Origin of the sequence: Streptomyces solicavernae (assembly GCF_029968095.1) — a bacterium.
GTDB classification, from domain to species: domain Bacteria; phylum Actinomycetota; class Actinomycetes; order Streptomycetales; family Streptomycetaceae; genus Streptomyces; species Streptomyces solicavernae.
Genome location: NZ_JASCIR010000037.1, coordinates 24,731 through 49,723 on the forward strand (window position 1 = coordinate 24,731; position 24,993 = coordinate 49,723).

Annotated in this window: 23 protein-coding genes and 2 pseudogenes; all 25 read right to left on the minus strand. The window is 70.9% G+C overall.

Annotated features, from left to right (window positions below):
- Window positions 1-16: 16 nt before the first annotated feature.
- A pseudogene (locus QIS99_RS28185) lies at window positions 17-943 on the minus strand (IS5 family transposase).
- Window positions 944-1,069: 126 nt separating this feature from the next.
- Entirely contained in the window at window positions 1,070-1,321 is a 252-nt protein-coding gene (locus QIS99_RS28190) for a hypothetical protein (RefSeq protein ID WP_282516521.1), read from the minus strand.
- A 73-nt stretch (window positions 1,322-1,394) separates the two neighbouring features.
- Window positions 1,395-2,156, minus strand: a complete 762-nt coding sequence (locus tag QIS99_RS28195; RefSeq protein WP_282516522.1) for a hypothetical protein — start codon at window positions 2,154-2,156, stop codon at window positions 1,395-1,397.
- A gap of 126 nt (window positions 2,157-2,282) precedes the next feature.
- Window positions 2,283-2,612, minus strand: a complete 330-nt coding sequence (locus QIS99_RS28200) for a hypothetical protein (protein ID WP_282516523.1) — start codon at window positions 2,610-2,612, stop codon at window positions 2,283-2,285.
- Between the two features lie 23 nt (window positions 2,613-2,635).
- Window positions 2,636-5,938, minus strand: a complete 3,303-nt coding sequence (locus QIS99_RS28205; RefSeq protein ID WP_282516524.1) for a LysM peptidoglycan-binding domain-containing protein — start codon at window positions 5,936-5,938, stop codon at window positions 2,636-2,638.
- Window positions 5,939-5,940: 2 nt separating this feature from the next.
- Complete coding sequence (locus QIS99_RS28210) at window positions 5,941-6,384, minus strand: pilus assembly protein TadG-related protein (protein WP_282516525.1); 444 nt, start codon at window positions 6,382-6,384, stop codon at window positions 5,941-5,943.
- On the minus strand, window positions 6,381-6,887 hold the full coding sequence (locus tag QIS99_RS28215) for a hypothetical protein (protein ID WP_282516526.1): 507 nt from the start codon (window positions 6,885-6,887) through the stop codon (window positions 6,381-6,383). Before QIS99_RS28215 ends, QIS99_RS28210 begins: the two co-directional genes overlap by 4 nt.
- On the minus strand, window positions 6,884-7,282 hold the full coding sequence (locus QIS99_RS28220; RefSeq protein ID WP_282516527.1) for a TadE/TadG family type IV pilus assembly protein: 399 nt from the start codon (window positions 7,280-7,282) through the stop codon (window positions 6,884-6,886). Before QIS99_RS28220 ends, QIS99_RS28215 begins: the two co-directional genes overlap by 4 nt.
- Complete coding sequence (locus QIS99_RS28225) at window positions 7,283-7,513, minus strand: hypothetical protein (RefSeq protein WP_282516528.1); 231 nt, start codon at window positions 7,511-7,513, stop codon at window positions 7,283-7,285.
- Between the two features lie 37 nt (window positions 7,514-7,550).
- Window positions 7,551-8,444, minus strand: coding sequence for a hypothetical protein (locus QIS99_RS28230; protein WP_282516529.1), 894 nt, complete (start codon window positions 8,442-8,444; stop codon window positions 7,551-7,553).
- Entirely contained in the window at window positions 8,441-9,373 is a 933-nt protein-coding gene (locus QIS99_RS28235; RefSeq protein ID WP_282516530.1) for a type II secretion system F family protein, read from the minus strand. The genes QIS99_RS28230 and QIS99_RS28235 overlap by 4 nt, the downstream gene beginning before the upstream one ends.
- On the minus strand, window positions 9,370-10,923 hold the full coding sequence (locus QIS99_RS28240) for a CpaF family protein (protein WP_282516531.1): 1,554 nt from the start codon (window positions 10,921-10,923) through the stop codon (window positions 9,370-9,372). The genes QIS99_RS28235 and QIS99_RS28240 overlap by 4 nt, the downstream gene beginning before the upstream one ends.
- Window positions 10,916-11,821, minus strand: coding sequence for a MinD/ParA family ATP-binding protein (locus QIS99_RS28245; protein WP_282516532.1), 906 nt, complete (start codon window positions 11,819-11,821; stop codon window positions 10,916-10,918). The genes QIS99_RS28240 and QIS99_RS28245 overlap by 8 nt, the downstream gene beginning before the upstream one ends.
- 5 nt (window positions 11,822-11,826) lie before the next feature.
- Window positions 11,827-12,522: an SAF domain-containing protein gene (locus QIS99_RS28250; RefSeq protein WP_282516533.1), complete on the minus strand. Its 696-nt coding sequence runs from the start codon at window positions 12,520-12,522 to the stop codon at window positions 11,827-11,829.
- A 22-nt stretch (window positions 12,523-12,544) separates the two neighbouring features.
- Entirely contained in the window at window positions 12,545-13,408 is an 864-nt protein-coding gene (locus QIS99_RS28255; RefSeq protein WP_282516534.1) for an ATP/GTP-binding protein, read from the minus strand.
- Complete coding sequence (locus QIS99_RS28260; RefSeq protein WP_282516535.1) at window positions 13,402-13,932, minus strand: hypothetical protein; 531 nt, start codon at window positions 13,930-13,932, stop codon at window positions 13,402-13,404. Before QIS99_RS28260 ends, QIS99_RS28255 begins: the two co-directional genes overlap by 7 nt.
- 305 nt (window positions 13,933-14,237) lie before the next feature.
- Window positions 14,238-14,603: a hypothetical protein gene (locus QIS99_RS28265; RefSeq protein WP_282516536.1), complete on the minus strand. Its 366-nt coding sequence runs from the start codon at window positions 14,601-14,603 to the stop codon at window positions 14,238-14,240.
- A 488-nt stretch (window positions 14,604-15,091) separates the two neighbouring features.
- A complete protein-coding gene (locus QIS99_RS28270) occupies window positions 15,092-16,195 on the minus strand; it encodes a C40 family peptidase (protein WP_282516543.1) in 1,104 nt (367 codons plus the stop codon).
- 5 nt (window positions 16,196-16,200) lie between these two features.
- Complete coding sequence (locus QIS99_RS28275) at window positions 16,201-18,537, minus strand: hypothetical protein (protein ID WP_282516537.1); 2,337 nt, start codon at window positions 18,535-18,537, stop codon at window positions 16,201-16,203.
- Window positions 18,534-18,920: a hypothetical protein gene (locus QIS99_RS28280; RefSeq protein ID WP_282516538.1), complete on the minus strand. Its 387-nt coding sequence runs from the start codon at window positions 18,918-18,920 to the stop codon at window positions 18,534-18,536. Before QIS99_RS28280 ends, QIS99_RS28275 begins: the two co-directional genes overlap by 4 nt.
- Window positions 18,917-21,556 (minus strand): ATP-binding protein, encoded by a 2,640-nt coding sequence (locus QIS99_RS28285; RefSeq protein ID WP_282516539.1) that lies wholly within the window; start codon window positions 21,554-21,556, stop codon window positions 18,917-18,919. The genes QIS99_RS28280 and QIS99_RS28285 overlap by 4 nt, the downstream gene beginning before the upstream one ends.
- Window positions 21,553-22,146 (minus strand): hypothetical protein, encoded by a 594-nt coding sequence (locus QIS99_RS28290; protein WP_282516540.1) that lies wholly within the window; start codon window positions 22,144-22,146, stop codon window positions 21,553-21,555. The genes QIS99_RS28285 and QIS99_RS28290 overlap by 4 nt, the downstream gene beginning before the upstream one ends.
- Window positions 22,143-22,469: a hypothetical protein gene (locus QIS99_RS28295; protein ID WP_282516541.1), complete on the minus strand. Its 327-nt coding sequence runs from the start codon at window positions 22,467-22,469 to the stop codon at window positions 22,143-22,145. Before QIS99_RS28295 ends, QIS99_RS28290 begins: the two co-directional genes overlap by 4 nt.
- Entirely contained in the window at window positions 22,466-23,482 is a 1,017-nt protein-coding gene (locus QIS99_RS28300; RefSeq protein ID WP_282516542.1) for a conjugal transfer protein, read from the minus strand. Before QIS99_RS28300 ends, QIS99_RS28295 begins: the two co-directional genes overlap by 4 nt.
- Before the next feature lie 835 nt (window positions 23,483-24,317).
- Window positions 24,318-24,993 (minus strand): annotated as a pseudogene (locus tag QIS99_RS28305) (hypothetical protein); the annotation flags it as partial.

Here is a 24,993-nt window from a genome sequence, read left to right on the forward strand (position 1 = left end):
GGACTTGTCCGGCCGATCATGTGCGGAGCCAGATGACGAGGGCTGCTGCGGTGGCGGTGCCGAGGAAGACGTATCCGCGCTTGTCGTAGCGAGTGGCAACCGCTCGTGCGTGCTTGAGCTTGTTGATGGCCCGTTCGACGGTGTTCCGTTTCTTGTACCGCTCTTCGTCAAAGCCCGGTGGCCGCCCGCCGCGTGAGCCTTTGCGCAGGCGGGCGCCCTGGCTGTCGGTCTTCTCCGGGATCGTGTGCCGGATGCCCCGGCGCCGCAGGTACTCGCGGCACGGCGCGTTGCTGTAGGCCTTGTCCGCCGCCAGGCTGTCCGGCTTTCTGCGGGGCCTGCCCGGTCCGGTCCTGGGGACGCGGATCTTCTCCAGCACCGGTTTGAACTGGGTGCAGTCGGCCCGCTGTCCCGGCGTGACGATCAGGGACAGCGGTCGACAGCGGCCGTCCGCGCTCAGGTGGAGCTTGCTGGTGAACCCGCCGCGCGAGCGGCCCAGGCCCTCGCCTCCCGCACCACCTCCACCAGGCGGCCGTGCAGGCTCTGCCACGGAGTTTCGCCCTGGTGTTCTGCCGCTCCGGCCCCCTTTGAGGCGGGAGTTGGCGGCGGATCGGTGCGGGCGCCGGCCGCATGCTGATGCGCGCGGACGACGGTGGAGTCGACCGAGATGTCCCAGTCGAGCTCGCCGCGTCGGCCTCGGCCTGGACCTGCTGAAGCAGGGGTTCCCAGGTGCCGTCGGCGGACCACAGCCGGTGGCGTTCATAGACCGTCTTCCACGGGCCGAACCGCTCGGGCAGGTCACGCCACTGCACCCCGGTCCGCACCCGGTGCAGAATCCCGTCGATCACCTGCCGGTGATCCCGCCACCGACCACAACGCCTGTTGCTCACCGGCAGGAACGCCGCAGCCGTTCCCACTCCGCATCTGTCAGATCACCCCGCCCCATGCCCAGAACAACGACCCGGGCCCGAGACAGTCACATGATCGTCCGGACAAGTCCTAGATGGCCGTACGCCCTGTGTGCCCGCCCCGACCGGGGCGGGCGTCGCTGTACCCGGGTCCTGCCGCACGGCTAGCGTTCGAGCCATTCCATGAGGCGCCTCTCCCACGCGACCCGCACCCGGTTCCGGAAGCGGGGATAGATCGTCGCCGGGTCCTCGTAGCCCAGGGCTCGCATGACGAGCCACCACAGGGGGCGTACGACGAGAAAGCGCCAGACAGGCGGGAAACTCCGGCTCCAGTGGCGGCGTACGACCACAGCCAGGGCGAACGCGAGGACTAGCAGCAGACGCGGGAAGGCCCAGTACATGATTTCGGGCAACACTCGGGAGCCCCTCCTTCAAGGGGATCCCGGAACGCGACCACCGGGGCTCTCGCGGCTCATGCCACGGGCGTCATCAATGTGATTTGCGAAAGGATTCTACCGACTGCCCGCGGTAGAGCGTGGGAAAATTGCCGCCTGGTCTCCAGGGCACTTGCACCGGGTCCCCGGATCCGCTGGGTTCGGCGAACCTCGTGAATGGCTCGCGCAGCCAGGAGAACGGCATTTCCACACCGCCGCGAATCTGCTCGCCATCTAGCTCCAGGGTGTTGTGACCATTCATCACACAGCGTTTGCTATAGCTGGTGACCACATCGGTGCCGCCGCTGAAGTCTGGTGGTACGCGGGTCTCCAGTCGGTGCGGTCGATCGATACGCCCGGCGTTCTGCACGATCAGAACCGGGCCTTCGGGCTCTCGATGGGGGACCGTGAAGGCTCGAGCCCTCTCGGCACCACACCTCTGGCCGCCAGCTCGGCTCGGCACTGCGCAGACAATGATCAGAGCGAGCCGAGGCCAGTCTCCGGGGGCCGGCGGGTAGATGCCTTCTGCTACCTCGCCGCGTTCGGCGTTCAGTCGTCGTTGGAGCTCCCGACGCCGCCGTTCGTGCGCGGCCGAGCCGTCACGTTCACGGGTCAGGGCGTCCGCCAAACTCCCGACCAGGACAGCAGCCTTCCGGTGTGTCCACTCCTGTTGCTGGCGCTGCGGCAAGCGTTCGCAGATCCGGTCCACCAGTGGCACCAGCCGTTCCTGCTGCCCCTGCCCTGTCAGCGCATCGTCGAGCTCAGCCCACTCACCGTCGAGGAGAGCTGCCACGAGCATCTCCGCCAGATCATCCACCCCTGGATCGGGGGCACGCGGAACCATCCCGATCTGAGGAACCAGCCACCTGGGTTGGCGAGTTGCGCAATCCTGCTGGGCAGGCCCGCCTGCCGCATCCGATCCCCGTTCGCTCACCCTTCCGCCTCAGGCAAGGAGTTCGGAGGCGGTGAAGATCGACCAATCCCAGTTTCCGTTGTCGTCGCGATCAGCGAGGAGGATCAGGTCGTCGACGCTGTCACGGGCTTGTTCCCGCGCCTTGGCCATGGTGACGAGGTAGGACATGTGGAAGTCCTCCGGGAGGGGCTTTCCGCCTTCGGTGTCGCGGTGGACCAGCAGGACCGCGTCGTTCGACTCGACGCGCGAGGCGAATATCCGCACGTCGTTGACGCTGAGTTGGGTGATCGTGTCTGTGCGAACCAGGATGAGGGTGTCCGGCCTGCGCGGGTTGATGGCCTGTACCCAGATGTTCGCCATGAAGTTCTCCGTGTGGTTGAGGGTCACGCGCTGCGCCGCATGATCGAGTCGTAGACGCGCTCTGTCTCCGGCTCGGTGCCGACGCTGAGGCTCCGGTTGACGGCGAGGAGCGTGTCGTACGCGGCGCGTACGGCGTCGCGGTTGCCCGCCTGGTCCTCGATGAGCATCCAGTCCTGGTAGAGGAGTTCGGAGCTGTCGTCGATGTCGAGGCCGACGCGTACGGCGCGCCGGGCGGCGTCGAGGTTGGGGCGTGGAGCCGTGCGGTGCCAGGTCGCGAGGGTGTGGGCGACGTCGGTGATGCGGACGAGCATCTCCTGGATGCGGGCTGCGGCCCAGGGCGGCTGGTCGCCGTCGAAGGGGCGGCCGGTCACCAGGTCGAGGGCGGCGGCGAGGTCCGCGATTCCTTCGGTCTCGCCCGTGGTGAGTCCGCGGGTGGCGAGGTCCTCGAACTGGGTCCAGTCGCAGCGGACGTGGTCGGAGAGGCGGTAGCCGCCGGTGCGGGCGCGGGGCAGGTAGACGTTTCCGTCGCTGTCCGTGCCGAGGCGGTTGCGGAGTTCGGAGATGCGGGTCTGCAGGGTTCGCTTGGCCCAGGGCTCCATCGGGTCCATGGCGTCGCAGATCGTGTCGCCGGTGATGCCGGGCTTGAAGTAGATCAGTGAGGCGAGCGCGGCGAGTTTGGGGCCGTGGCCGGAGGCCTCGACGCCCGTGACCTCGACCGGGCCCAGCACCCGGATCAGAGGCCCGTCACCGGTGATCTCCGGCTGCTGGGTGGGGAATTCGGTCTCGTCTGCCGCGTCCTGGTCGAGCAGGAGGGCCGGGGCAGCCGCGCTCTCCTCGGGCGCTTCGGGCTCCGGGTTGCCGTCGGGGGCTTCGTGGACGGCCGGAGTCGGGTTGAGGACGTGCACGGTGCCGCCGCTGGGCGCGGTGTCGGTGAGCGCGGCGAACGGTGCCTCGGGCTCGTCGACCGCGTCGGCGGCTGGGTCGGTGACCGTGGCCAGCAGGGGGACGCTGCTGGGGCCGGTGTCCGTGTCGGTCTTGGTGAGGCTGACGGGCGGGACGTGTCGCCAGGCGCCTTCTGCTGGGCGGGCGGGTTCGTCTGCGCTGTGCAGGATGCGCAGGAACTCCCGGTAGTCCTCCTCGGGGAGGGTCTGCAGGACGAGGTCGGTGTCGAGGAGGTCCAGGTGCTGGGGTGTGTCGGTGCCGGCCTGGAGGCGTACGGCGTCGGGGAATCCTGCTGCGGCGTGCCGCGCGGGCAGGACGAGCGCCACGGGCATGTCGTGGGCGGCGGCGAGCGAGTCGGCCAGGGACTGTACGTCGTCGGCCCGGATGGCGTCGGCGGAGCAGATCAGCATCCACGGCAGCGGGTCCGCTGGCTCGTCGCCTTGGTGGTGTTCGAGGAGGAGTTCGCCCAGGTCGGTCTGTGCGGCGCGCAGTGAAGGGACGGTGCGCAGGCGGCCTTGGGGCAGCAGGGTGGGCAGTTCGGTGCCGAGGCCGACGGTGAGGATGTCGGCGTGGTCGCTCCATGCGCTGGTGCCGGCTGCGAGGGCTATGACGCGTGCGGTGTCGCGTACGTCCTGGTCGTCGCCGTCCAGGAGGAGGACGCGGGTGTGGGTGAGGTTGAGGAGGATGTGGCTGCCGTCGGGGTCGGTGCCGAGCGGGACGAGGCCGGGGTAGGGGGCGGCGACGGTGTGCGGGCTGTCGATGAGCGGGTGGGCGGGGTCGAGCGTCCAGCGCTGTTCGGCGACGTGGGTGAAGGGCGGCAGCGGCTCGGCGGCACCGTTGAGGAGGAGTTCGATGCCGGTGGCGGTGACCCGGGCGCCGCGCAGCTCGGGCAGGGCGCGGTCGTGTTCGGCGGCGTGGTGCGCCAGGGTGCGCAAGGCGTCGTCGAGGAGGTCGACGCTGGCGGGTTCGGCGGTGGCGTTGAGGACCTGCTCGACGGGGCCGGGGGTGTCGGGCATGGCGATCGTCTCGCCGGGGTTGCGGCGGCGCCGCTGGAGCAGGCGCTTCACAGCGATCGTTCCGGCCAGGGTGCCGGCGAGGAGCATGCCGAGTCCGGCGATGTGGCGGGCGTCGACGGTGGATTCGCTCGTGGAGGGGGCGGCGGGCTCGTCTGCGGGGCGCGTCGGTTCGGCGGTGTCCGGCTCGGCCGGCTTCGTGGACGGGGCGGCCGAAGGAGCCTGCGTTTCGTGTCCGGAGGCGGAGGGAGACGGCGCGCTGTCCTCTTCCGCGGCGGGCTTCTCCGTCTTCTTCGGCGGCGTCTCCGCGGCGCCACCGCCTGCACCGTGCTGTTCGTCGTCGGCGGGGGTGTCGGGTTCGGCGGGGCGATCGTCGGTGGAAGTCCGTTCGCGGTCCGGTGACTTGGGGGCGTCCGGCTTGGCGTCCTCGGCCGGGGCGGAGGCGTGCGGGATGGTGAGCTTGAGGCCGGGGCGGATGTCGGCCGGGTTGGTCAGCCGGGTGCCGCCGGGCTGCGCGGCGCCCTTGTTCGCTTCGAAGATCTGGACGTACTTCGTGCCGGAGCCGGTCTCCTCCTCGGCGATCTCCCACATCGTGTCGCCGGGCTTCACCACGCGCTCGGCGTCGTGCCGCTCCTCGTCGACGGTGGCGGTGTGGCCTCCGGCCGGGCGCGGGGCGCTGTCGGCGGCGGGGTGGGCCGCGGTGTCGGTGGCCGGTGTCTGGGTGGTGCGGGCGTCGGCGGGCAGCTGCACGGTGGTGCCGACGGGCAGGGTGGCTCCGGTCGGCAGATCGGGGTTGAGCTGGCGGATTTCGACGGCGCGCTGTCCGTCGCCGAGCGTGGCTTCGGCGATGTCCCACACCGTCTCCCCCGCCTCGGCCACGACGTGCACAGAGGTCGCAGCAGTGGCTGTCCGCTCAGCGGCCTGGGCGGGTGCTGCGGGCGCTGCCTGTTCGGTGGTGTGCTGCGGGGTGTGGGGGGCGGTGGCCGCGACGGCGGGGGTGGAGGCGGCCATCGCGGTGCTGGCGGGCAGGACTAGGAGACCGCCGAGGAGGAATGCGGCCAGGCGCTGCGGGGCGGCGAGGCCGCGCCGGGGCCGGGAGGGCCTGCGCCGCAGCAGCGCTCCGGTCTCAAGCGCGGTGGAGACGACGAACCAGGCCCAGAACGCCCAGGCGGCCACAGTGAGAACGATGAGCAGGGTGCTGCCGTCGTCGTACTGCACCGCTTCGCTGATCTCGTCTGCGCTGGGCACGTGTCCGGGCAGGGTTCCGGCGTTGAGGAGCAGGACGGGGACGCCGACGAGGAGAGTGGCGAGGGCGGCGAGGCTGGCCACGGCCCGCAGGAGCCGTACGGCGAGCGGTAGTTGGGGGCGCATGGTCATCCTTGGGGGTCCGTGCGTACGAGGGTGGCGGTCGAGCGGGCGGTCACATTGAAGGTTCCGAAGCCGAGCCCGCTCAGGAGGATGGGCTCGTAGGTGTCGTGCACGGTGACGGTGATCTTCTGGCCGTCGGCGGAGACGCGGGCGGTGCCGGACGATCCGGCTTCTTCGAGGAACTCGGCTGCGGCGGCCTCGGCGCCGGCCGGGTCGACTGCGGTGCCGTGGCCGCCGATCGCGTCTTCGGGGATGATCTGCTGGCCTGCGGCACGGGCGGCTTCGGCGGCGAGGTCCTCGCTGTCGGCGGAGGCCTTCATGTAGCGGCCCATGTCTGTCATGAGGGCCAGCAGGCCGATGAGGATGATGCCGAAGCCGAGGTAGTACAGGGTGACCGAGCCCTTGTCGGACATGGCTTGGGTGCGGAGCGCGCGCAACCATCGGTTCATGAGCCGTCACCGCCTTGGTCGGTGCGGCTGTTGTACTGGTCCACGTAGCTGACGCGGGTCGATTCGAGGGTCTTCGCGCCAGGCAGTCCAGGCACCATGAGCTGGGACAGCGACACGGTGCACGTCACGGTCACGCTGACCTGCCCCGGATCGCCGACGGCTTTGGGGAAGTTGCTGACGTCGATCTCGATCGAGGACTCCTCGCAGGTCCGCCCGGCCTTGCTGAGGGCGGAGCGGGCGGCGTCCTGGCCGGCGGCCTCGGCGCCTTCGGGAGCGCTGGCCCGGCTGGCCGCGCGGGCGGCGGCCGCCGCCGCGTTGGCGGTGGTGGTGTCGCCGATGCCCGCCAGGCCGTACGCGGCGAGCAGCACCACCACGAACAGGACGACGGGCGTGCACACGAGGGCTTCGAGCGTGTAGGCGCCGGTGTCCTCGCGCAGACGGGCACGCCAGGTGCCCGCTCGGGCGGGGGCCCGGCGGGCTTTCGGCGGCGTGTGGGGGCTCATTGTTCGACGATGTCCTCGGCGCTGCGGTGGATGGAGATGTCGAGGAACGGCAGGAAGTTCATCACCTGGGCGTCGACGGTGATCTGGACCTTCTCGCCGGTGGATCCGGCGGTGGATACGTTCACGTCGCGCACGATGCCGATCCCGGCGAGCCAGCGGTGGGCCCGTGCGGCTCCTTCGGCGGGGGTGGACTGGTAGGACGATCCGGTCTCGGCGCCCTTTCGGGCGGCGGTCGCGGCTGCCGCGTCCCCGAGGTACCAGATCCCCATCTGGACGGCGGCGCACAGCACGATCAGCAGGATCGGGGCCAGCACGAAGAACTCCAGGGTGCTGATGCCGTCGTCCCGGTGCATGCGCGCCAGTCGCCGCTGCCAGAAGGCCCGGAGCCGCTGCATCTACTTGCCTACAGCGGACTTGAAGTCGGCGACGAGGCCCTCAAGGGCGCCGTTCCAGGCCAGGACGAAGGTGGCCACGCCGGCCATGACGACGATGCCGATGCCCAGGGCCTCCAGGGTCGACATGGCGCCGGTGTCCTCGCGGGTCTTCGCCGTGATGCTGTTGATGCGGGTGGTGAGGGCGACGTGCAGGCGCTGGCCCGCGCGGCGGACGAAGTCGGTGGGGTGCATGGAGAGTTCTCCTTCTGTGCGGGTGGTCGGTGCGCCGTCAGCGTGCGGTGAGTCCGAGGACGGCGGGGTAGGCGAACGCGGCGAAGGTGATAGCGAAAACCACGGTGGAGGGGAGCGGCAGCTTCTCGAACGCCCCGCTGGCCTCGGCCTGCTTGTCGGTGCGCAGCCGCGTGCGGAGCGCCTTGGCCTGCGTGTCCAGCGTGGCGATGATCTTCGCGCCGGATCCGGCGAGGGAGAAGGACTCGGCAGGGCTGGCCAGTTCGGGGATGTCCAGCTCGTCGCCGAGCTGCTTCAGTGCTTCCCACGGCTCGATGCCCGCGAGCTCGGCCCGGTTGAGGGCGGCGCGCATGCGGTGCAGGATCCAGTGGTCCCCGACCTGCACGGTGTGCAGGAGGGCTGCCTCGACACCGACGTTGGCGCTGCGTACGAGCTGTGCGCGTTCCAGGACCGAGGCGACGGCGAACCGGAACTCCAGGCGCTTCTCGCGGGCGTTGGCGCGTACTTCGTGGTCGGCGTTGAACCACACGATCACGGCGAACACGATCGAGACCACCAGCAGCGGCACGGCCAGCTGCGGGGCGCCGGCCGCCAGCAGCAGCGCGTTGAAGACCTGCGGGACGGCGAGCGCCGCGAGCGAGCCGAGGATCTTGGTGCCCATGTGCTCGGCGGGTGAGCGGCCAAGGACCTCCAGGTCGCTGCGCGCGACGCCCAGCAGGTGACCGAAGGAGGCGAGTGCCTTGTAGCCGGTGCGCTCGACGAGCGGCGTACTCCCGGACGCCGTGGCGTGCACCGTGGGCGGCGGGGGTGTGGTGCCGTCGAGGCGGTCGAGGACCGCGTCGGCGTCGGGCCGCGCGGGCAACAGCTCCGTCAGCAGCAGGTACAGGCCGCCCCCGATCAGGGCGCCCGTGATGAGTGCGGCGGGCGAGATCACAGGACGCCTCCGTCCGAGAGCACTGCACCGTGGTTGGGGGTGGTCCGGGTCGGCAGCGGGTCCAGCAGGCGCGGGTCCGGGGGCGTGTACGCCATGCGGCGCAGCCACCACAGAGCTGCGGCGAACAGGGTGGCGAGGACGATGAGGACGAGCTGTCCGGTCGCTGTGCGGTAGACCTCGCCCCAGGAGCCGGTGACCGTGTAGCCGATCATGGCCATGCTGATGAGGGAGACCCAGCGGGTGGAGACGCGTACGCGGTTGCGTTCAGCGTCGATGCTGCGCAGCGAATTCGCCTCGGCGGAGGTGAGTTGGGACATGGTTTTCAGGGCGTTGCTGAGGCCGCTGCCATGGTCCTGGGTGTGGGTGAGGAACAGCAGGACGACGTTGTCGACGGCTCCGTCGGCGAATTGGTCGGCGAACTGCCGGTAGGCGTGGGCCGGGTCGACGCCCATACGGAGCCGGGCGGCCAGCGTGCGCACCTGGGGGCGGATCGCCTGCGGGCAGCGGGTTGCTGACGCAGAGATCGAGGTCTCCAGGGTGGCGGAGGACTGGTGCATGCCGGCCAGCTGCTGCAGCCACTCGGCGAGCGCTTCGAGCCGTACGATCTGCCGCTGCGCGGTGCCGGCGGGGTTCCAGATCCACGGCAGGCCCAGCACGGCCGCGGCAGCGATGAGCCCGTGGACCGGGCGGAGCGTCACCACCCAGGTCGCGACCGCGGCGAGGGCGGCGACGGCGGTGAGCATGCGGTACTTGGAGGCCCAGGCCTCAGGCATGGAGGCCTGCATGCGGCGCCACATCAGCTGGCGGCGGGTGGCGGGGCGGCCTGGCTGGACGGCCACGCCGCGGATTCCCGTCGCGGTGAGCAGGAGTCCGGCCACGATGAGCGCCCCGAAGAACGCGGCGAGCAGGCTCCATTGGGTCGTGTTCACAAGGTGGCCTTCCGCAGACGGGGCTTGGCCAGATCGAGAGGGGCCGTCCACTTGCCGCGCTCCACGCGGAACCAGTCCGGGTCGAAGCCGACGTTGGCCAGGTCTTCCATGACGCCCTGCGAGGGCATCATCTTGAAGCTGCCGCGGGGGTCGTTGGGGGTGGGCTCGAAGATGTGCTGCCAGGACGGCTTGCCGTCCTCGCCGGGGCGCAGCTCGGTGATGTGGGAGACGAAGCGGTGGATCCGGCCGCCGATCTGACGCTGGTCGATCATGCGGACGAACACGATGAAGTGCACGCCGGTGGAGACCAGTTCGTGCACGGACTCCCTGGTGCGGTTCTGGCAGAGGGTGACCAGGCGGGGAAGGATCAGGTCGGGATGGTCCGCGTGCAAGGTGCACATCGTGCCCCGGCCGCCGGCGCTCATTGCTTCGAGCATCGCGTCGGCCTCGTCGCCGCGGACCTCGCCGACGATGACGCGGCTGGCCGCGGTACGCAGGGAGTGGGCGAACATGTCGGCCACTCCGATGCGGCCGACTTCCTTGCCGCTGCTGTCCAACTCTCCGTTGGAGAAGCGCGCTTCGAGCGCCAGAGCGTGGGGGGTCTGGCCGTGCTCGTAGCCCTCCTCCAGGTACAACTCCTTGTCGGATTCGAGGATGGTGATCCACTCGTGGGAGGGGATCAGGCGGGCGAGGGCGCGCAGCAGGGACGTCTTGCCCGCGCCCATGTTCCCGCCGATCAGCATGTTCTTTCCGGCGAGGACTAGGGCGTGCAGGAAGTGCGCCATGGCCAGGTTGATGGAGCCCCACTGGACCATGTCGTTGATGCTGGCCTTGATGGTGCCGTGGCGTCGGATGATCAGGTAGGGCTCGGGGGCGAGGAGCCCGGCCTCGGCCCTGGAGCCGTCGGGCAGCCGGAAGGACACCATCGGGCTGGCGGGTGAGAGGCGCCGTTCGCGGTGTCCGGAGTTCGCGGCGAGCCGGTTGATGAACCCCTCCAGGTCGGCGGCGGTGTCGACGACCGGCTCGACCTGCTCGACGGGGCGGGAGTTGTAGGAGACGAGGGTCGTGGTGCCGACGACGCGGATGTTCTCCACGTCCGGGTCGTCCAAGTAGCGCTGCAGCGGGCCTGCGCTGAACACCAGGTCGTACACGGCCTGGGTGATCGCGTCGACCTCGTCGGCGGTCAGCGGCGTACGGCCGAGGTACTCCTTGACGGCCCACTGGGCCACGGCCTTGGCGACCAGGGCGCGGGCCCGTTCGCGGCGGGCCTCCTCGGTCGGCATCGGATCGTCGTCGTCCGCGGTGGAGATCGTGTCCGCGACCCGGTCGCGGAGCACGGCGATCTCCTTGCGGGACACCGGCAGCGCGCCGGGCAGGTCGTCGACCCGCACCTCGTGCGGGGCGGTGGTGGCCGTGGCAGTGGGCGGCTGTACGGGGTGGGGCAGAGCCGTGGGCAGCGGCGCGGTGGCCGGTGGCGCGGGCGGCTGCAGCGATCCGCGCAGCAGGTCGGCGAGGCTCTGCGTCTGGGGGGTTCCGTTGTGGTCAGCCACGAGGTGCCTCCGCGCCGGGCATCGGGGCCTGCTGGCGTGAGGCGGCGAGTCGCTGCAGCACCCCGGCCACGACCGGCGAGGAGACCGCGGCCGGCGGCATCTGCAGGCGCAGCCGTCGCGTGCGGGTCTCGACTTCGAGCTGGGAGCACGCGGTTCGGGCCTGCTTGAGCAGCGGGGACTTCGCGAGTTTCGGCGGCCGCTCGGAGCCGTGGGTGAAGTAGGTGGCGGTGTCCGGGTCCCAGGGCAGCATCGCTACGACCGGGGCCTGCAGGCGGCGGGCGATCGCGTCGGAGGGCATGCCCTGCGCGCGGCCCTGCTCGGCGATCATCAGGACGCGCAGCGCGTCCGCGCCGGTTCCCGAGCGGTCCAGTTCCTCCCGCAGGGCGGCGGCGACGGGAACCGTCTGCGCCACCGACGTGACGCTGTTGCGTACGACGAGGAGGACCAGGTCCGCGCGGTGCAGCAGCCGCGACGGGTACAGCGACGTGTGCAGCTGGCCCGGTTCGAGGGAGACGCGGCCGGCGTCGACGAACACGTCGTACCCGGCGCCCTGGTCCATGGCCTGCAGCAGGCTCGCGAGCGGCTCCCATACCGGGGCGAGCGCGGGCGCCTGGGCCGGGTCGGTCAGGCCGGGCAGGATCCAGCGGTTGTTCTCGGCGTCCATGGGACGCATATGTGCCTCGAAGGCCTCGGCGAGCTGCTGGTGCAGCTGGGCCTCGGCGAGGTGCCACAGGCCGATCTCCGGCCCCCATCGGCCCTGTTGGAAGCCGTGGCGGACGCTGCCCTGTGCGCAGTCCGCCTCCACCAGGAGCGACACCTTCGGGCAGGAGAGCGCCAGAGCAAGGGAGGAGACGGTGGTTCCGCAGCTGTGCGCGGAGGTGATCACGGTGACGGACATCCGGTTCAGCCCTTCGTGACCAGCACCAGGCCGAGCTTGCCGTCGACGGCTTGGGACGCGACGGCGCTGCTCTGGTCCTGGGGGACGGCGATCTGCACCACCGCGGTCCCCGAGGTGTCGGGGCGGCCGACCTTCACGACCCGGCCGGTGACCTCCGCCTCGGACTCCTGCGCCGGCTTGCTGCGGGCGCCTTCCTCCTGGGCGGGGACGACGCGTACGGTGTCGGCCGGTTCGAGGGCGTCGATCGGGGCCCGGCCGCGCTTGACGGCGACGGCGACGAGTTCCTCGCCCTGGCGCAGGCCGTTGCCGTCCTGCAGTTGGCCGTCGGTCAGCAGGGAGCCGGCTGTCAGCCGCATCGAGGCTCGGCGTCCCACGATGTCGGCGCGTTCGCTGGCCGGGATGGGGCGCAGCGCCTGGTCCTCGGGCAGCGCGACGACCCGCAGGTCCTGCGCGGTGATCGTCTGCCCGGAAGGAACGTCGCGGGCGACGGCCAGCACGTCGGACCGATCGGTGGCGCTGTTGAGCAGCCAGGAGACGCCCAGGGCTCCGCAGAGCACCATCATGGCGCCGACGACGGCCCGGGGGCGGCTGCGCTGTCTGGGCGGCAGCGGCTCGGAAATGCCGACTTCGGGACGTGCGACGCCGCCATGGGCGGCCGCCGGTGCGGCCGGTGCGGGAACCTTCGAGTTCTTCAGCTTCACGTGCTTGGTGCCTTTCGGGCTGTTAGTCGAGGACCTTCAACTCGCCGACTGACACGGCGAAGTCGGTCTCGCGGACCTCGGTGAACTCCCCGGCCTCACCGCCGCCGTTGACCTGCCACTCGACCGTCCAGGTCGCGGTGGCGGTGCCCTGGTACTTGCCGCCCGGCTCGCCCTTGGACGGGGCCTCGAACTGGGCCCCGCAGTCCGGGGACTCCTGCATGCCGTACGACTTCTTGTAGGGGGTGCCGGGGCCGTCGCAGTGCACGACGTCGCCGCCGTCGCCCAAGTCCCACTCGATGTCGGTGACTTCGGCGGTCGCGGTCACCGTCACCGAGCCCGCGGTCGCGGTCGCGCTGGTCGGCCCGAGCGTGGTAGCGCCCTGGTTGACCCACAGCCACATCGGCACGCCGACCGTGTACTTCCCGCCCGCGCGCGGGCTGGCGATGTCGGGGCCGACGAGCTTCATCTGGTCGACGGCCTGGCGGGCGACGACCTCAGGGTCGATCGCGGGCGCGGCGGGGGCGCCGCCCGCGGGAATCCAGGAGATACCGACGCGGCCGGTCTCGGGGCAGATGATGCGGTAGACCGCGCCCTTCTGCCCCGGCTTGCGGTCCTCGTACGCGAGGTTGCTTTCCGGGGGCTGAGGGTTGAGCTTCTCGTACGTGCACTTCGGGGCGGACTTGCCGCTCTTCTTGCCCGCGGGCTTCGCATCCTGTTTGCCGGTTGAACCCGGTGTGGTGGAGCTGTCCTCCGCGCACAAGGTGACCGTCAGGGCGGTTCCCTCGCACTCGGCGCTGTTGCCGACGACCGGGTCATCGGCGGCTTGGGAGATCGGGGCTGCGATCAGGACGATCGCCCCTGCGGTCATCCCCGCTCGCCTCAGCATTTCTTGTCTCCGTGCGTGGTGAACTCGGTGATCATCCACCGGCCCTCCCACCTCTCCGCGGAGGCGGTCGCCTGGTAGCGCAAGGGCTGGCCGTCCGGGAATGGGATGACCTTCTTCTGCTTCGTGTTGTAGGTCTGCCACTTGGAGATGTCCATGCAGTCGGTCACCTTGGCTGTGGGGACCTTCGCCTTCAGGTCGAGCTGCGTGACCCGGGTGTCCTCGTGTCCCAGTTCACCGCGCACGACGGTCCCCGCCTTCTTCATCCGCGCCAGGTCCAGTTCGAAGCGGCCGAGGGCTTTGAGAGTCGCGTACTTCTCAAGGTCCGTGCCCTTCGCGTCGGCCTTTCGGTAGGCCTTCATCTGCTCGGTCCACATGCCGCTGTACGAGCGGAGCACCTCGTCCTTCTCCTTGGCCTGGGGGTCGGCCGTTTCGGAGGTCTGCTCGGGAGCCGGCTGGGAGGGCTTCGTGTTCGTCGGCTTGGCGGGTTCGTCAGGAGTGTCCTCGCCGCAGCCGGACACGGTCACGGTGAGTGCGGCCAGCAGGAGCGTGGCGACTGTGTGTCGCGTGCGCGACGGTCGAGGACGATCTGTGAATGGTGCGGCGGTCAACTCGCCCTCCCCGTTACGGCCTGTCACCGTGGTGTTCGTTGGTGCTGGTGGTGGGAGCAGACGGTTCGCGCCTAGCTGAGTTGGCTCGTCCCCCGCTTGCCCCGTTGTCTTGGTCACGGTACATAACCCTCTGTCAAGTGCCCAGTGGCTATTGGTAGTTCCTCGCACTGGTTCGTCACGTCTTGTACTGAAAAGTGCAGTTCTTGGCTGGGTTTGGGTGGTCACCGTACGGGCCTCCAGTTGTCCTGGTAGCGGGTGAGAACAACTTGGCCGAGACGGCCGTCTTCTACCGGGCCTGATTCGCGGGCGCCGGCCCACACGAGGCGCACCTCGACGCGGTGGTCCTTGTCGTCCGTGGCGCGGGCGATCGCCGCCTGGATCCGTACGTCACGCAAGGGGGAGCGCAGGGGCTTGTCGGTGAAGTAGTCCGGCCACTGTGCGCGGTTCTGGCCGGTGACCTCGGCTTTCCAGATCCGGGAGGCGAGGTCGATGAGTTCCTTCTCCGTACGGCGGTCGAGGTTAGGGGTAGAGGCGCGGTTGAGGACGCGCTGTACGGCGCGGTCGCCGGCGGGCCCGTCCCCGGCCACCGGGACGCCGTTGAGTGCCGTACGGGGGTCGCTCCCCCGGTTGTCTGGGGGCGTCGACTCTCCGCCGCCGGTGGCTGGATCGCTTCCTTCGGGTGTCCGCTCCGGCTCTCGTGCTGCGGTTGGTCGGGTGGGGCGGTCTTCGGGTGGTGCGCTGTCGGGTCGAAGGAGTGCGAGGCCGGTCAGGATGCAGACGGCGGCGGCCAGGAGCGGCACTACGACGGCGCGGCGGGGCGCGGTGGCAGTGTAGGTTCTCGAACTTCTTGTCCGGCCAGACGGCCGTGACCTGCGGGTCCTTGAGGCCTTCTCACCGATCTGTCCGGGCGTGTTTCTCATCTTGTTGGCCATTTCTCGATCGGCTCCGGACGCGCCGGTGATGGCCACCTGGCTGACCTTGGGGTTCTCCGTCGTGGTGGCTGGCTGGACACCTTGACGGACGAGTGCGTGAGAAACGGCCATCTCAAATGCGGCCCTACCGGAAGCGGGGGATCTCATAGGAGACGGGCGCCTCCTGCGTATGCGTGGTCCCATACGGGCTCGGTGCGGACTTTGGTGCCGGGCCGGGGGGCGTTGACCATTTGTCCGTCGCCGAGGTAGATGCCGACGTGGTAGATCGTGGCGTTGCTCGTTGGGTCGTACGCGAAGAAGACGAGGTCCCCGGGCCGTAGGGCTTTCAGTCCGGCTTTGGCGGGGATGCGCTGGCCTTGTTCGGCTTGTTGGGCTGCGGTGCGGGGCAGGTGAATGCCGATCTTGGCGTAGGCGTAGAGGGTGAGGCCGGAGCAGTCGTATCCGGTGATGTGGGTGCCGGATTTGCCGCCGGGTGAGCAGCAGATGCCGGTGCTGGGGCCGTCGGCGTTGCCGCCGCCCCAGGAGTACGGCTCGCCTTGTTCGGCGAGGGCGGCATTGATGACGGTGCGGGCGGTGCTGCTGGTGTTCTGGCCGAGGCGGATGGTGCCGTTGCTGAGCTGGGTGTAGCGGTCGATGCGGGCGAGGACGTCTGTGACGTAGGCCTGGGAGCGGTTGTACTGGTAGATCGCGGCCTTGAGCTGGCTGCGGTCGGTGAGGTTGCGGCCGTTGCCGCAGAGGTAGACGGCGGCACCGAGGGCGGCGTCGTCGGCGTTGTGCGGGTCTTTCGTGCCGTCGTTGTTGGCGTCGCGGCCGGATCCTTCCCAGGTGGAGGGCAGGAACTGGAAGGGGCCGACGGCGCGTTCGCCGCTCGCCGTGCCGTCGTAGCGGCCGTTGTCGGTGTCGGCGAACACTGTGGTGTTGCCTCCGCCGCCGGTGCCGTTGAGGAGGATGCCGTAGATCTTCGGGCGGATGTCGCCGTTGTCGGCGATGGTGCGGTCGGCGGCGTGGTTGGACTCGATGGCGGCGATGCCGGCGAGGATCGGCCAGCTCATGCCGTTGCACTTGGGGGACTGCTCAGGGAGTTGGGCGGCGGCCTGCTGGTAGGCGGCGAGCATCCGCGGTGGGATGCCGGCGACCTCGCCGACGGCTTTCGCGTCGGGGACGGCGGGGGTGCTGCTCGCGGCGAACAGGACGTACAGCGTGGACAGTGCGAACAGGCCGATGAGGACGGTCGTGCAGCCGAGCATTTTCTTCACTGGTCCTCCCCGCGGGTTCGGTTTCCGCGGCGGGTGAGTTGTGCTTCCAGGAGCGGTGAGAAGCGGCGGACCCGTGCGTCGCCGTTCTCGCGCATGCCGGCGTTGGCGTAGCGGGGGGTGCCGTGCTCGTCGAGCCAGGTCTGGTCCCAGGTGTGTAGCCGGTTCGCGCGTTCCAGTGGCTGGGAGACGGCCTCGTAGGTGCGGCGTGCGGGGGTGGTCAGGTCGCGCAGGCCGTCGCGGCTGTCGCTCGTCCACCGGTCGGTGACCTGCCGGTAGTGGCTGCGCTGGCGGTCGAGTTGTTGGCGCAGGTCGTGGGTGTGTGCGCTCGCTGCGCGCCGGGCGCGGGTCCAGGTCGCGGGCAGTCCGACGGTCGAGTAGTAGGCGGCCTTGCCGGTGCCGACCATGACGCGGCCGGCGCGGGTGCGTTTGAGTCCGGCTTCGAGGCGGGCGCCGATCGGGCGGAATTCGTCGCCTTGGGCGTCGTGGGTGATGCGTCCGGTGCGGCCGTCGATCACCGTGCTGTGGGTGCGGCCGCCGCGGGGCGGGCCGGCCTTCGGCTGCCTGGGTCCGATCAGCACGCTGTGTGCAGCGCGGGCGGTGAGCGCGAGCGGGGCGAGAGCGCGGCGGCCTTCGGCGTGGGCCTCGCTGAGGAGGGCTGCGGGGTGGCCGGGCAGGCCGGTGGGGTCGTTCAGGGCGCGCAGGCCTGAGGTGAGGGCGGAGTGGCGGGACATGAACGAGAGGTGGGCGGGTGAGCCCCCCATGCCGCCGCCGGCACCGTGGTTGAGGGAGGAGAAGGCGGCTGCGGTGGCGGCGGAGTGCTCGCCCATGGTGTGGCTGCCGCCGATCCGGGCGTAGCGCATGCGGGCGGCGATGCGCTGCCCGAGGGTCTGGCCCTTGCGGAGCATGATGCGGTGCGCGGCGAGGAGGGTGACGGCGAGGCCGACCAGGGTGAGCAGGCGCTCCATCATCGGGGTGGAGTTGTCCTTGAGGAGCGCGGCCGCGGCGACGCCGAAGAGGGGGATGATCAGGCAGACGCCGACCAGCAGGAGCATCGCGGAGGCGTAGATGCCGACCCACTTCCACAGCGCGGCCCGGTTGGGGCCGGGCAGCAGGGCCCAGGCGAGGACGACCAGGGTGCAGGCGGCGGCGGCGGCGCAGGCGAGTTGCGCGGCGAACTGGGCCAGGACCATGGCCAGGATGACGATGAAGACGATGGAGGTGGTGAGCAGGACGAGCAGGGCTCCGAACACGCGCTCCCAGCTGTTGGACGTCATGTAGGCGGCGATGGCCTTGCCCTCGGCGCCCTTTTTCTCGAACTCGGCCTGGGGGTAGGTCTGGCTGGCCATGTCGCGGCACAGGTCACCGGCCGGCCCCGGGGCACGGTCGCAGTGATCGGTGTTGGGCTTTTTGGGGTCGATGAGCTTTTTGTGGGTCTTGTAGAGGGGGTCGTCCTTGTCGAGGTGCTGGCCGTACTGGAGGAGCATGTAGGGCTGGACGACGAGGGTTTCGGTGAGGGTGCGGGTGATCGGCCGGGACACGTCGGCAGCCGCGAGCGGCCGCTCGCCACTGAGACAGGTGTCGCGGGCGGGGCCGGCGATGGTGTCGCAGGCCTTCTGGCGCTTCTTCTTCTGGGCTTCAGCGGCGGCCGGGTCGTTGGCCGGTGGAGTCTGGCGGCAGGCTTGCTGAGCGGGGCCGGTGATCAGGTCGCAGGGGTCGGCTCCCTTGGCCTTGTCACCGCCGTTTGAGGTGATGGAGGCCGCCTCCAGGGCGACGCGCTGGGTCTGCTGGATCGGCCCGTCGTAGCCGAGGAGGACCGTGGGCTTGACGGTGGTGGTCGCCGCGAGCGCGCCGATCACCAGGGTCAGCATGATCTCCCCGGCGCCGCGGGCGACGCGGCCGCGCATGATGAGGACGAGGCCGAACACGAACGCCCAGGCGGTGAACACCCCCACCAGGCCCAGCGGTCCGACGACGTCACGCTCGTAGGCGTCCGAGATTTTCTGCGCCGGGCCGGCCAGTTTGTCCAGGACGGGGAACCGGTAAGCCCAGTCGACGAGCCAGGAACCGAGTCCGGTGATGGTGCGCGACAGGGCAAAGGATCCGGTGATCATGAACGCCTTGACGGATTCGACAGGCCCGTCGCCGAAGGAGGTGAGCTCGTAGCGGTCCAGCGGGACGCCTTCGGACGATTCGACGTTGAGAGGGTCGAGGAGACCCCCGGAAGGATCACCGTCGGCGGCGAATGCCGGTGTGCTGGCGGCCGCCGTCACCAGCGCGGTCAGGACGATCAGGGTCACGGCGGTACGCCACCGGGAGAAGGCGGCCGGGCTCATGCCTTCCTCCGGGCCAGGTAGCGGATCACGACGACGCCGATCACGGCCGGCGTCAGCAGCAGGGCGGCGGCCGGGGTGAAGCCCGACGGCGGTCCGGCGTTGTCCCGGCCCTCGACGCAGTAGGCGTGGGCGGGTCCGACGATCAGGTCGCACGGGTCGTCCTCGGGCTTCGGCTTCGGGCTGGCCTGGGTGGGGGCGGGTTCGGCGCTGGGGGCGGTGCCCGCGGTGGCGGTGTGGGGGAAGGCGTTGCCGGTCTGCGGCCACCAGGCGTCGGGGACGCCGGTGTGGGAGAGGACGAGCAGGAGCGTGACGGCGGCCGCGGACAGCAGGACGGCCAGGGCGCTGGCGAGCCGGGTGCGGCGGGGGCGGAAGGTGTCACTCATCGCGTACTCCCGGATTCGGTGGTGAGGGCCAACGCGGGGGTGGTGTCACCGTGTCCGGCGGCCAGGACGTCGGTGTCGGGGGTGGTGTAGATGTCGGCGGCGATCCGGGGCACGCCCGGGACGAGGGTTTTGAACCGGCCGATGCGCATGCGGGGGTCGCGGGCGAGGAACTCGCCGGCGCGGTCTCTCTCGCCGAACGGGGAGAGGTCGGTGGTGACCGTGCGCAGCAGGTCGTCGTCGTCGCCGGGAAGGCCGAGCCATTCCAGGCCGCGGGCGGCCAGGACTTCGTCGCCGGTGCGGGACAGGAACCGGTAGGCGAGCAGTCCCTGCGCGGTGGAGGAGCCGAGTTCGAGGACGTCGTGGCAGCCGAGGCCGACGCCGGCGCCGTGCTTGCGTCCGTCGAAGACGACTTCGTCGACCAACGCTTGGCCCTCGGCGGAGGAGGTGAGCCAGTACGCCTCGTCCAGCGGCAGCAGCGTGAAGCGGCGGTCGGTGAAGGCGACTTCACGGGCGATCGCGGCGATGAGGTAGAGCACGGCGCGGCCGATGAGGGCCTCCAGCGGCTGCGTGCGCATCAGCTCGGGGTTCGTGACCGCTTCGCGGGGCGGCAGGGTGAGGCCGGTGGTGGTGATGACGACGAAGTCGCTGGACACCTGGGAGGTGAGGTCGAGCGGCGGCAGGTCGGGGTTGAACACGGCGGCGGCGAGCGGCTCGTCGGCGGCGACCTGCAGCCACTCCAGCAGGGACGTCGCCCGCTGGGCGCGGGCGCTGTCGCCGTCGGCCATCTCCTTGAGGGCGATGAGGACTTGCGCCATGCACGGTGCGGGGGCGGAGGCGGCCTGGGCGACGGCCTTCTTCAGCAGCGCCCCGTACTCGGTCATCGGGCCGATGCCGAGCTGCACGGTGAGGTAGCTGAGCGCGTAGCGGGCGCCGGTGGCCGGGTCGTCGAAAACCCGCAGGGGGTCGATGGACAGTTCGGCCTTGGCGGCGTCGACGACCTGGCAGCGGCCGGCGGCCGCGGACCGTGCGAAGCGGGCCCATTCCCGCTGCCGGGTGCGGTCGATGGCGATGACGCGGCCGCCTCGGTCGACGATGGCGGAGGAGATCTCCTTGAGCAGGACGCTCTTGCCGCCGCCGAGGTCACCGGCGATCCCGAATGACGCGGAGGCGTTGCGGGAGGGGGCGTCGGCGATGTTGAGGAGGGTGGGGGTGACGGTGCCGGTGTCCTGGCTGATGCCGACCATGACGCCGTTGCCGTCGCCGAACCCTTGCCCGGTGAGGGCGCCGTGCATGGCCCAGTCCTCGCCGAACTGGTACTGCGTGTACTCGTTCAGCGGGCCGGGGGTGCGGGTGGCGGGCAGGGTGAGGGCGAAGGCGTCTTCCTGGCCGCCGACCGGCCGCACCAGGCGGAAGTGGCCGGGCCGCAGGCGGGCTTGAAGGGCGCGGGCCCGCTCGTCGGCCTCGGCGGCTGTCGTGCCCCAGACGGTCAGGACGGTCACCGAGCGGACCTCGGTCTCGATCGTGTTGCGCGAGGCGCGGGCGCTGACGTCGCCGAGGTCCTCGGCGGCGTCGTGCATGTCGTCGGGCAGTCCGGTCTCGCGCCGGGCGGCGTACTGCTCGGCCTGGTCGACCAGGTCGCGCTTCTTCTTCGTGACCTCCTGGACGACCTTCTCGGTGGGCACGAGCGTCATGTCGCAGACCCAGTCGACGCCGAACGGCATGCGGTCCAGCTGCGCGAGGAAGTCGCCGCCGTCGGCGGTGTACTTGCGGGGCATCTCCGCCAGTGCCAGGTGCGCCTGGTAGGAGGTGCCGGCCTCGGAGGTCACTTGCAGCCACGGCCGTCCCAGCCGCGCCCGGCCCTTCTTCGTACGGGAGGTGCCGCGCTTGCCGGGCTTCGCGGGCGTGGGCGTGGGGGTCGTGTCGTCGGTTCCGCCCTCCAGGAGGCGGACCTGGCCGAGGTCGGTGTGTGCGGGGGCGCGCAGCATGCCGCTGACGAGGCGGCTGCCACGGGCAAAGGCGGTGGAGGACTCGGACAGCAGGGGCTCGTCCAGGCCGCGGGCGACGGCGTGCTGGTGCATCCACACGATCTCGGCCGGGCTCGCCGGGGTGAGGGTGAGGCCGCCCTCAAGCTCGGCGGTGATCTCCCGGGCGCGCTGCTGGCACTCTGCGACCTCGGTGGCGGACACGGGCGCCGGGGGCAGGCCGAGCATGCTGGCCAGTTCGGCCCAGCCGGAGGCGAGCGCGGCGCTCAGCCCGGCGCGGGCCCCGGCCGCCTGCAGCGGGATGGTGAGCCACAGGGTGCGCTGGTGCATCTCCACCGGGGTGGTGAGGTCTTCGCCCGCGAGGAGCTGCAGTTGGGCATCGGCGACCTCTGCCCAGTACGGGCGCGCGTGCAGGTCGACGCCCTCGACGGTGCGGGCGATGACCTCGCCCGGGTCGGTGCGGGCGCACAGCCCGTACAGGCGGGCCGTGCCGGGCAGGGAGCGGACCAGGGAGGTGACCCGGCCGATGAGCTCTTCGCGGGTGCGGGCGTTCATGTAGCGGGAGCCCTGCGGGGCGAGCGCCCAGATTCCCCAGACCTCGCCGGTGGTGGACCACACGAGGTTGTCGACGATGTGACGGATGGCGAGCTTCACCGCAGGTCCCCCTCGTACTGGTTGAACATCTGCTGCAGCGGCGTCGGGACGGGCTTCACCACCGGCGCGGCCGCGGCGTGCCGCTTGCGGCGGTGGAAGGGGCCGGGGCGCGGTGTGCGCTGTAGGGCCGGCCGCGGGCGGGCCGCACGAGCGGAGCGTGCGGGCGCTGGCGCGGGTTCGGCGGCGGGCGCGGGTTCGGCGGCGGTAGTGGAGACGAGGATGCTGCCCTGCAGCAGCTGGGTGCGCGGGGCGCGGGCGGTGCGGCCGGCGATCCGTCCGGTGGAGGGCTGCAGGAGGTAGCGGAGCCAGCCGTAGGCGATCCACAGCAGGGAGCGGCCTCCGATGCGGCTGGCGCGTGCGGCCCATACGGCTACGCCGAGGGCGATGACGGGGAGCGGGCCCAGCGGCGCCCACCAGGAGAACGTCTTGATCAGCACGTAGATCCCGGCGGCGGCGATGACGAGCTGGGGCACGGTGTACGGGCCGAGCGGCAGCGTCCAGTCGCCGATCTTCCCGAGGACCCAGGGGTAGCGGCGGGCGCGGGTGTAGCTCCGGCCGATCCGTACGGGGACAACAGCGCTGCTGCTCATGCCGGTTCACCCCCCTTGGCGGGCTCGGGCGTCGTGGCAGGGCTGGAGTACGTCGGGATCTGGGAAGGGGCACCGATGTTGGTGATCTCGTCGGTGACGGAGTCGCCGAGGTCGTCGCGGGCGTCGTAGATGCCCAGGGCCAGGACGAGACCGATCAGCGCGCCGATACCGGCCTTCATCGAGAACTTCTGGACGACCTTGACGACGACGATGATCCCGAGGACGACCTTGAGGCTGCCGTCTGCCCAGTCACCGCCGAGGTTGAGGAAGTGGTCGCCGATTTCCTTGAGGTCACCGGCGAGGACATGGTGGGTGGTGTTCATCGCGTCCTCTTCGGGCTCGTGGTGGTGTCGGTGTCACGGGAGGTCTCCAGGCCGGACTGCACGGCCCGGACCTCCCAGCGGCCGTCGCGGGCTTGGAGCTTGAGCGCGTACGCCAGCGGCCAGACCCGGCCGTCGGTGTCGCTCACGGTGATCTGCGCCCGGACCCGCACGGTGGCGCCGTCCGCACCGGCCGCGCCGTCGGTGCGCCCCACGGAGCGCACGTCGTCGACGCTCACGTCCGCCGCGTGCGCGGACGCCGGGGCGGGCAGCGTGGTGCCGGGGGCGAGGTAGCGGTCGGCGCCGCCGTCTGTGGCCGTGAGGTAGGCGGTGAGGAACTCCCCCACCGTGGAGGACAGCTCCGAGCCGGTCGGGACGGCGGCCTCGTACGGGGATTCGGGCTCGGCGGCCGCCGAGGGCCCGGCGACCTCGGCGGGCGCCGCGGCGACCGCGAACTCCTGCTTCCCGCCAGGGGCCGCCGTCGTGTCCGTCACCGTGACGGGCAGCGCGAAGTAGCGGACGAGCCCCGGCTGCTGCGCGCTGGAGCCCGAAGACGGCTTCGGGGTCGGCTCGTTGAAGTGCACGGCAATCGTCACGGACCAGGAACCGCCGCCCTGGCGCTCGGTCCGTACTGCGGCCAGGCGCTCGGCGGTCGGCGGGTGCTCTCCCCAGACGGGCAGCGGCACGGACGGGGCCATGGCCCGCAGCTGCCGCGCGGCCGGTCCGTCCTCGCTGCTGCCGGCGCGCAGCCACAGGCCGAGGAACAGCTCGGCGTACCCGGCTGGCGCGGCGGACGTCTGCGTCGTGCTCTGCGTCTTGGTGACGGGTGCGGACTGCCTGCCCTCCTGCGGACGCGCGGAGGAGAGGTTGGCGAGGAGGGCGAGCGGGCCGCTGGCCACGGCGAGCCAGACCGCTGCGCGTACGAGCGCGGTGCGCCGGAGGGACAGGCGCCGTACGCGGGGCGGGCCGCCGGAGTCGGGAGGGCCGCTGCGGTCGCGGCGTGGAACGTGGGGCATGGACGTGCTCCTCGGGGCTAGGTGTTGGTCGATGCCTCACTGTTCGCCGGGGCGCTCACCGCCCGGCTCCCCACCAACTGCCGCCTGCCGTCACGAGGTCATAACTCTGTGCGTGGTGAGTCCGGGGCACGGTCGTGGTGAGTGAGACAGCGCGCCCACAAGCCGCCGTGGTGAGTGACGGAGCCTTCTCCTGCCTGCACGGTCCTGGGGGTGTTGAGCGAAGGGGGAGCGGTCTCCATCGGCGGGCGGCGCGCCGGTGGAATGGGACAGCCCGGCGGCGTTGACCGCGTTGGAAAAACGGCCGCGGCGGCGGCCGGTGGAACCCGTCGAGCGATGGCTCCGGCGTTCCAACGCAGCCCGCGCCGGTGGTTCGTTCCAGGGCTGCGATCGTCCATCGCAGGTGCAGCGTTGGACCGGTGACGGCACCCATCGGACGGCTGCGATGGGTGCCGATGGGTGCGGTCCGGCGGGTGGTGGATACGGACTCACCACGGCGGTGACGGGCACGGTTGTTCACTCACCACGGTTGGAAAAATGCAGGTCAGCGCGTTCCAACGCCGTGGTGAGCGGCAAACTCACCACGGCGATGGGCCGGTTGGAACCACCACTCACCCAACCGCCCGTCGGCACTCCGGCGGGTGACCGATGGGTCCCAGTGGGGGCGCGGCCGATGGGCGATGGGTGGGCGCGGTGGGTGGTGGAACGCGGCCGATGAGTGGCCGTTCCAACGCCGTTCCAACGGTGGCCCGTCGCAAAGATTCCAACGTCCACTGCAGCGGTTGGAACGACGAGGCCGTTGGAATCGCGGTGCGGTCAGGCCCGGTTGGAATCGGGATCAGGCACCGCGTCGCAGGGCGCCGATGTACTTCCGAACGGTGCCGTCCTTGTAGCCGGCGACGGCAGCGAGGAGCGGGGCGAGCTCGTTGGCCGACAGCTCCTGCTGGGCCCGAGACAGCTGCCTGTAGTAGAACTCGACGCGGTCGGCTCCCTTGAGTCCGGCCGGGGCCGGTGCGAAGGCCCGCTCGCCCTTGGCTTCTTCGGTCGCTTCGGTCGCTTCGCTGGCGTCGTTGGCCGCAGCGATGGGAGGGGCCACGTCCGCGTCTGCCGTAGGGGTGGGCTCGTCGTGGGGCAGCCGCATCTGCACGATGCTCCGGGTGCCGGTCCGGTCGGCGGCCGCGCCGGCCGGTACGGCCGGCTCCGGGGCGCAAGCGACGGCCGCCACGGAGACGAGCTCGTCCTCACGCACCGTCCCGCCCGGCTCCACCGGCACGGACGAGTTGACGTACGCAGGCGCTGCGGTCCCGGTGTCAGCCACGTGGTCCGCCGGGGATGCGGCGGGCGGTACATCGCCCTCTCCCTGGGCCTCGGGCTCGCGCTCAGCAGGTTTTGTGCGCGGCTCGACGGCCGCGGGCGGGTCACTCACCACGGCGTGAGCAGGCGTGGTGAGCGGCTCCTGGACGACGGACTCGTCGTCTCGTACGAGCTCGTACTCGGCGTCCTCGTTGACCGTG

Bases quoted from the DNA above. Each gene is read 5' to 3' on its own strand.
- QIS99_RS28300 (WP_282516542.1), bottom strand. From the start codon at position 23,482: ATGCCCCACGTTCCACGCCGCGACCGCAGCGGCCCTCCCGACTCCGGC.
- QIS99_RS28270 (WP_282516543.1), bottom strand. From the start codon at position 16,195: ATGCTCGGCTGCACGACCGTCCTCATCGGCCTGTTCGCACTGTCCACG.
- QIS99_RS28200 (WP_282516523.1), bottom strand. From the start codon at position 2,612: ATGGCGAACATCTGGGTACAGGCCATCAACCCGCGCAGGCCGGACACC.
- QIS99_RS28210 (WP_282516525.1), bottom strand. From the start codon at position 6,384: ATGAACCGATGGTTGCGCGCGCTCCGCACCCAAGCCATGTCCGACAAG.
- QIS99_RS28205 (WP_282516524.1), bottom strand. From the start codon at position 5,938: ATGCGCCCCCAACTACCGCTCGCCGTACGGCTCCTGCGGGCCGTGGCC.
- QIS99_RS28215 (WP_282516526.1), bottom strand. From the start codon at position 6,887: ATGAGCCCCCACACGCCGCCGAAAGCCCGCCGGGCCCCCGCCCGAGCG.
- QIS99_RS28280 (WP_282516538.1), bottom strand. From the start codon at position 18,920: ATGAGTGACACCTTCCGCCCCCGCCGCACCCGGCTCGCCAGCGCCCTG.
- QIS99_RS28295 (WP_282516541.1), bottom strand. From the start codon at position 22,469: ATGAACACCACCCACCATGTCCTCGCCGGTGACCTCAAGGAAATCGGC.
- QIS99_RS28225 (WP_282516528.1), bottom strand. From the start codon at position 7,513: ATGCACCCCACCGACTTCGTCCGCCGCGCGGGCCAGCGCCTGCACGTC.
- QIS99_RS28290 (WP_282516540.1), bottom strand. From the start codon at position 22,146: ATGAGCAGCAGCGCTGTTGTCCCCGTACGGATCGGCCGGAGCTACACC.
- QIS99_RS28245 (WP_282516532.1), bottom strand. From the start codon at position 11,821: ATGTCCGTCACCGTGATCACCTCCGCGCACAGCTGCGGAACCACCGTC.
- QIS99_RS28220 (WP_282516527.1), bottom strand. From the start codon at position 7,282: ATGCAGCGGCTCCGGGCCTTCTGGCAGCGGCGACTGGCGCGCATGCAC.
- QIS99_RS28275 (WP_282516537.1), bottom strand. From the start codon at position 18,537: ATGAGCCCGGCCGCCTTCTCCCGGTGGCGTACCGCCGTGACCCTGATC.
- QIS99_RS28255 (WP_282516534.1), bottom strand. From the start codon at position 13,408: ATGCTGAGGCGAGCGGGGATGACCGCAGGGGCGATCGTCCTGATCGCA.